A 5,074-nucleotide genomic window follows, 5' to 3' on the forward strand; every position below is an offset into this window, starting at 1 on the left:
CACAGTCGTATTCCTATCCGTAAGGATACCGCACCGACCGTGTCTGGTGAATCAGGGGGCTATCTCACCGCTGACCACATCAACTTCGGAGAACAACATGGCAATTGACGTGTATTTGCAGATTGACGGTATCAAAGGCGAATCCCAGGACGACAAGCACAAGGACTGGATCGAGATCACTTCTGCCCAATGGGGCGTCAATCAACCCAAGTCGGCAACCGCATCGACCGGCGGAGGCCATACTGCCGAACGCTGCGAACACCGGAGTGTGACGCTGACGAAACTGGCCGACCTGTCGTCGCCGATGCTGATGCAAACCTCGTCGGCAGGCAAAACGATCCCAAAAGCCAAGCTCGAATTCTTCCGTGCCGATGGGCACGGAGAGCGAATCAAATACTACGAAGTCGAGATGGACAATGTACTCATCGCCAGCGTCAACCAGGCGATTCATGAAGGTGGCCTCCTTCAGGATTCCGTCGCTTTGCGCTTCTCCAAGATCAAATGGAAGTACACCCAGCAGAAGATTGGCGGTGGAGCTGGCGGGAATACCTCCGGCGGCTGGGACTTGGCGAGCAATAAGATCGCTTGATAGGTGACGGCCATGCTCGAAGTCCAACCGAAGGATAAGCGGGGTTACTTCATGTTGCCCCAGGCGCCAGAAGGGGCGGGTTATTACGTGTACGGGACGCCAGGCGAAGGTGCGGGGCAATACGCACATCCAGCCATGATGAGCATGCTTCTATTCGTTGAGAGGCAGTGGTTGGCATTGGACGGCCGGAAGTTCGGCATTGGGAATATCAGCTTGGCTGGCGGCGGCGAGTATGCCAAACACCGGTCTCACAAGAGCGGGTTGGAAGTCGACGTACGCCCTCTACGGAAGGATGGGAATCGGACCCCGGTGTACTGGCAATGGAGCGATCAGTACGATCAGGCAGCTACGGCGAAGCTAATTGAGCTCTTCCGTGCTTATCCGGGAGTGGGAAAGATCTATTTCAACGATCCGGAGCTTCACCACTTGGTTTTACCCCTGATGAATCATGATCACCATTTTCACGTTGAACTAAAGGTATAAAATGAAGAAACTCCCGTGTACAGTCCTCGCTGCGATGGCGGTGGTTTCCCTCGCCTACGCCTCAAAGCCTTGGGATGGCAGCTATGCGGCGTTCAAAGGCGAATATCTCATCTACTCCGGCGACCTAGGGGAAGAAGCTGCGCCGACACCGTCGGATCGCAAAGCTGCATTCATACTCCAGGGGAACGTTGCCAAAAACTTGTTTGAGTCCATTGGCCCCGATTTAAAGGATGCGTGCGGAGCCTCATCTGGAATGCGCATGCGGCAAAAGGGCGATCTCGACTGCACATACGATAAGGCCGACAGATCGTCACTATATGTGTGTCATTTCGGGATCAATCTTAGGACAGGAAAGAGTACGTATGGGTCAATTTGTTAGGCGACCATCAGTGTTCCTAAAGCTAGAACGGCTGCAACGCCAAAAACAAAAGTCACCCTTGGGTGACTTTTGTTTAGCCGAGAAAGTCGGCGCTGAGATCGAATGACATGCTGACCAAAATTGGTCATTCAATCGCATTGGGCGGTTCGCTCTGTGCCAGCCGCCTGCGCACTTTGTCAATATTCTTGAACCGCCCCGGATTTTGTAGAAGCTCCATTTTTTGAGAAAATGGAGCTATGAAGAAGCAACCCAAGTATTCCCCCGAAGTCATTGAGCGCGCTGTGCGCATGGTCAGCGAAGCTGCCAGCGAGTACGAATCGCAGTGGGCGGCCATCACGTCGATCGCGGCCAAGATCGGCTGTACGCCCGAAACACTGCGTCGCTGGGTACGACAGCAGGAGCGCGATACCGGCCAGCGCCCAGGGCCTACCACTGCCGAAGAAGAGCGTATCAAGGCGCTGGAGAGAGAAGTGCGCGAGCTGCGCAAGGCAAACGAGATCCTGCGTCTGGCGAGTGCGTTTTTCGCCCAGGCGGAGCTCGACCGCCGCTTCAAGCCGTGAGGGCATTCATCGACCAGTACCGCCATGCTTACGGTGTCGAGCCGATCTGCCGGGTGATGCAGGTTGCACCGTCGGGTTACTGGCGATACGCCGCGCAGCAGCAAAACCCTAACTTGCGTTGCGCACGTGCACAGCGCGACGACGTGCTGAGCGCCGACATCGAACGGGTATGGCAAGCGAACCTGCAGGTCTATGGGGCCGACAAGGTCTGGCGCCAGTTGCGCCGTGAGGGAACCGATGTGGCCCGCTGTACCGTGGAGCGCTTGATGCGCAAGGCCGGCCTGCGAGGCGTCATGCGTGGCAAGGTTGTGCGCACGACGGTGGCCGATGCGAAGGCGCCATGTCCGCTCGACCGAGTCAACCGCCAGTTCAAGGCGCAGCGGCCGAACCAACTGTGGGTCAGCGATTTCACCTATGTCTCGACCTGGCAGGGCTTCGTCTACGTAGCCTTTGTTATCGACGTCTTCGCCCGTCACATTGTCGGCTGGCGCGTCAGCAGTTCGATGCGCACCGATTTCGTGCTCGATGCATTGGAGCAGGCGCTGTATGCTCGCCAGCCGGAACGAAATGCGCTGGTCCATTATAGCGACAGGGGCTCGCAATACGTGTCGATAAAGTACAGCGAGCGGCTGGCAGAAGCTGGCATTGAGCCTCTGTGGGAAGCAAGGGCGACAGTTATGACAACGCCTTGGCCGAGACCATCAACGGGCTCTACAAGGCCGAGCTGATCCACCGTCGCGCGCCCTGGAAAACGCGTGAAGCCGTCGAACTGGCCACGCTGGAATAGGTGTCCTGGTTTAACCACCATCGTCTGCTGGAACCGCTCGGCTATATACCGCCGGCGGAAGCTGAGGCAAACTATTACAAGCAATTGAGCAGTCAGGTTGTTTCGGCCTGACTCACACTAACCGGCCTCCACGAAAGCCGGGGCGGTTCACTAAGTCCCCTATTGCCAAAGGTATAGAGGCATGCCTCAGAGCCGGATCCCAGATACAACAAAGCCCGAACAATGACGGGCTCGGTTCAGGTCACCTCCCACAACTCAATCTTTTTGAGGGTGGTTTGCGAGTAAAGAAAATTAACTGCACCTCTTTACTCTTGTTCTGGCGGAGAGAGGGGGATTCGAACCCCCGGTAGGCTATGAACCTACACACGCTTTCCAGGCGTGCGACTTAAACCACTCATCCATCTCTCCTGATGGGTTTTCGCATGGCTGCGAAGCCGCCTATTATAGCAAGGATTCCCAGCAGTACAAGAGCAAGCGTCCAAGCGTCACCCAACGACCTCCAGACGGCGCCGCCACGGCCTCAGCACCTGGCGCACCGGGTTCACCTGCGTGCCCACCTCCTCGGCCCCGATCAGCCCGCGCCGCTTCAGGTGCCGCAAGGCCACCTGCACCGCCGACTTCGACAGGCCGGTCTTCACCGAGATCGTTTGCAAGCTGGCCGGCACCTGGTCCCGCCCCAGCGCCTGGGCGCTATGCAACAGGAACAGATACACGACGAAGGCCGCCGGGCGCCGGTCGTGGCCGACCAGGTCGGGCATCAACACGTCAAACACATAGGCATCGAGCGTCGATTGACGCGCAATCAGGGTAGTCATGAATACTATAGTCGTTAAAAGCACACCGACGGCGATACTGACACGATAATGCCGGTCGGAACAAGCTCAACAGGAACACAACCATGATCACCCAACTCAAATTCGTCGGCATCCCCGTTTCCGACCAGGACCGCGCCCTCGCCTTCTACACCGAGAAACTCGCCTTCGAGATCTCCACCGACCAGCCGATGGGGCCGGGCAAGCGCTGGATCGAGCTGCGCGTGGCGATGTCGAGCACGCGCGTCGTGCTGTTCACACCGGATGGGCATGAAGACCGGATCGGGACTTTCTTCAATGGGTCGTTTGCCTGCGATAACGTGGAGGCGACTTATCGCCAGCTCAGCGCGCGTGGGGTGGAGTTTATTGAGGCGCCGACCGTGCAGCCCTGGGGTTCGTTTGCGAAGTTCAAGGACCCGGATGGGAATACGTTCGTGCTGTCGTCGTCTTAACAACAGACTTAACTTGGACTCCCGCCTCGCGGGAGCGACGTTAGGAAATATGCTACACTGCCGAGCAGAGCCCCACCGTGTCCACTCCACGTCAGCCGAGTCGGATGCCCGCTCCAGCATCTCATCGGCCCCATCCCTGCCGGTAACCGTCGTCAACGCACGCGCGCCGTTATCGGATCCATGGGCCAAAAACTCCCTTGAACTACCGAAGACAGCTTGCGTCATGCGTGCCGAACGGCGTTTTCCAGCATCGACATTTCACAACCTTTAATCGGAGTTCCCATGCGCCTCAAGCTCGCTGTTGCCCTTGCTTCCCTCCTGGTTTCCATGACCGGCCACGCTACCCTGCTGACCAATGGCGGCGCGGAGACCGGCAATCTGCTTGGCTGGACCGTCGGCGGCGTCTCCAATCCGCGTGTCGACGGTGGCAGCTTCGACCCGGGCATCAATCCGCGCACCGGCGGCTATATGTTCAGCGGCTACAGCGGCGCCTGGGGCACGCTGACGCAGAACGTGCTGCTGCCGGGCTTTGGACAGATGCGCCAGGTGGCGGTGTCGTTCTGGGAACAGGGACTGGACCAGGACATCCCCAGCGATGATGCCTATGTCTCGCTGACGTATCGCACGCACAGCGGCAGCGTCATTTCGAGCGTGTCCACCGCGACGGTTGATTCGCATGACGGCGTGTGGACGCAGTACCAGGGGATTTTCGATGTGCCGCTGTTGGCCTGGTCGGTGGATTACACGATGTACTTCCACCGGAATTTTGGTCTCGATCTGGATTCCTTCATTGACGATAATTCGCTGACGCTGGTTGGCGGCGGCTTGCCGATCGAGGCGGGAGATGCCAACCAGTCGGCTGATGTTCCGGAGCCGGCCAGCGCGGCGCTGGTGCTGCTTGGTTTGGGTTCGCTGGCTTTGTTGCGTCGGCGCCGCGGCTGATTGAACTTGGGTCCCCGCCTTCGCAATGGGATGGACGCCCCCACCCGAAACGGCATCAGATGTGCCAAAG

General features: G+C 58.2%; 5 protein-coding genes, 1 tRNA gene, 1 pseudogene and 1 other annotated feature. Of the genes and pseudogenes, 5 read left to right on the plus strand and 2 right to left on the minus strand.

Going from position 1 to position 5,074, the window contains the following annotated elements:
- The first annotated feature begins 97 nt into the window (after nt 1-97).
- From ACFPO9_RS22600 to ACFPO9_RS22610, 3 genes and pseudogenes are all read left to right on the plus strand, one after another.
- The gene (locus tag ACFPO9_RS22600; protein WP_379775263.1) at nt 98-589 is read left to right on the plus strand and encodes an Hcp family type VI secretion system effector; all 492 of its coding nucleotides are present in this window, start codon (nt 98-100) and stop codon (nt 587-589) included.
- A gap of 12 nt (nt 590-601) precedes the next feature.
- The gene (locus ACFPO9_RS22605; RefSeq protein WP_379775265.1) at nt 602-1,072 is read left to right on the plus strand and encodes a penicillin-insensitive murein endopeptidase; all 471 of its coding nucleotides are present in this window, start codon (nt 602-604) and stop codon (nt 1,070-1,072) included.
- A 615-nt stretch (nt 1,073-1,687) separates the two neighbouring features.
- A pseudogene (locus ACFPO9_RS22610) lies at nt 1,688-2,909 on the plus strand (IS3 family transposase).
- Nucleotides 1,966-2,082, plus strand: a sequence feature (AL1L pseudoknot). Its footprint overlaps the pseudogene before it by 117 nt.
- Before the next feature lie 206 nt (nt 2,910-3,115).
- On the opposite strand, the gene ACFPO9_RS22615 reads toward ACFPO9_RS22610, so the two are convergent.
- Nucleotides 3,116-3,206, minus strand: a tRNA-Ser gene (locus ACFPO9_RS22615).
- 77 nt (nt 3,207-3,283) lie between these two features.
- The gene (locus ACFPO9_RS22620) at nt 3,284-3,613 is read right to left on the minus strand and encodes a helix-turn-helix domain-containing protein (RefSeq protein WP_379775266.1); all 330 of its coding nucleotides are present in this window, start codon (nt 3,611-3,613) and stop codon (nt 3,284-3,286) included.
- A gap of 83 nt (nt 3,614-3,696) precedes the next feature.
- On the opposite strand from ACFPO9_RS22620, the gene ACFPO9_RS22625 reads away from it, so the two are divergent.
- Together ACFPO9_RS22625 and ACFPO9_RS22630 are read left to right on the plus strand one after the other, a co-directional pair.
- Complete coding sequence (locus ACFPO9_RS22625; protein WP_379775268.1) at nt 3,697-4,062, plus strand: VOC family protein; 366 nt, start codon at nt 3,697-3,699, stop codon at nt 4,060-4,062.
- A gap of 282 nt (nt 4,063-4,344) precedes the next feature.
- Entirely contained in the window at nt 4,345-5,004 is a 660-nt protein-coding gene (locus tag ACFPO9_RS22630) for a PEP-CTERM sorting domain-containing protein (protein ID WP_379775270.1), read from the plus strand.
- Nucleotides 5,005-5,074: the final 70 nt, after the last annotated feature.

This window comes from Massilia aerilata (assembly GCF_042656905.1).
GTDB classification, from domain to species: domain Bacteria; phylum Pseudomonadota; class Gammaproteobacteria; order Burkholderiales; family Burkholderiaceae_D; genus Telluria; species Telluria aerilata.

Excerpts from the sequence above, each read along its gene's own strand:
- ACFPO9_RS22600 (WP_379775263.1), top strand. The coding sequence starts at position 98 with ATGGCAATTGACGTGTATTTGCAGATTGACGGTATCAAAGGCGAATCC.
- ACFPO9_RS22620 (WP_379775266.1), bottom strand. The coding sequence starts at position 3,613 with ATGACTACCCTGATTGCGCGTCAATCGACGCTCGATGCCTATGTGTTT.
- ACFPO9_RS22630 (WP_379775270.1), top strand. The coding sequence starts at position 4,345 with ATGCGCCTCAAGCTCGCTGTTGCCCTTGCTTCCCTCCTGGTTTCCATG.
- ACFPO9_RS22605 (WP_379775265.1), top strand. The coding sequence starts at position 602 with ATGCTCGAAGTCCAACCGAAGGATAAGCGGGGTTACTTCATGTTGCCC.
- ACFPO9_RS22625 (WP_379775268.1), top strand. The coding sequence starts at position 3,697 with ATGATCACCCAACTCAAATTCGTCGGCATCCCCGTTTCCGACCAGGAC.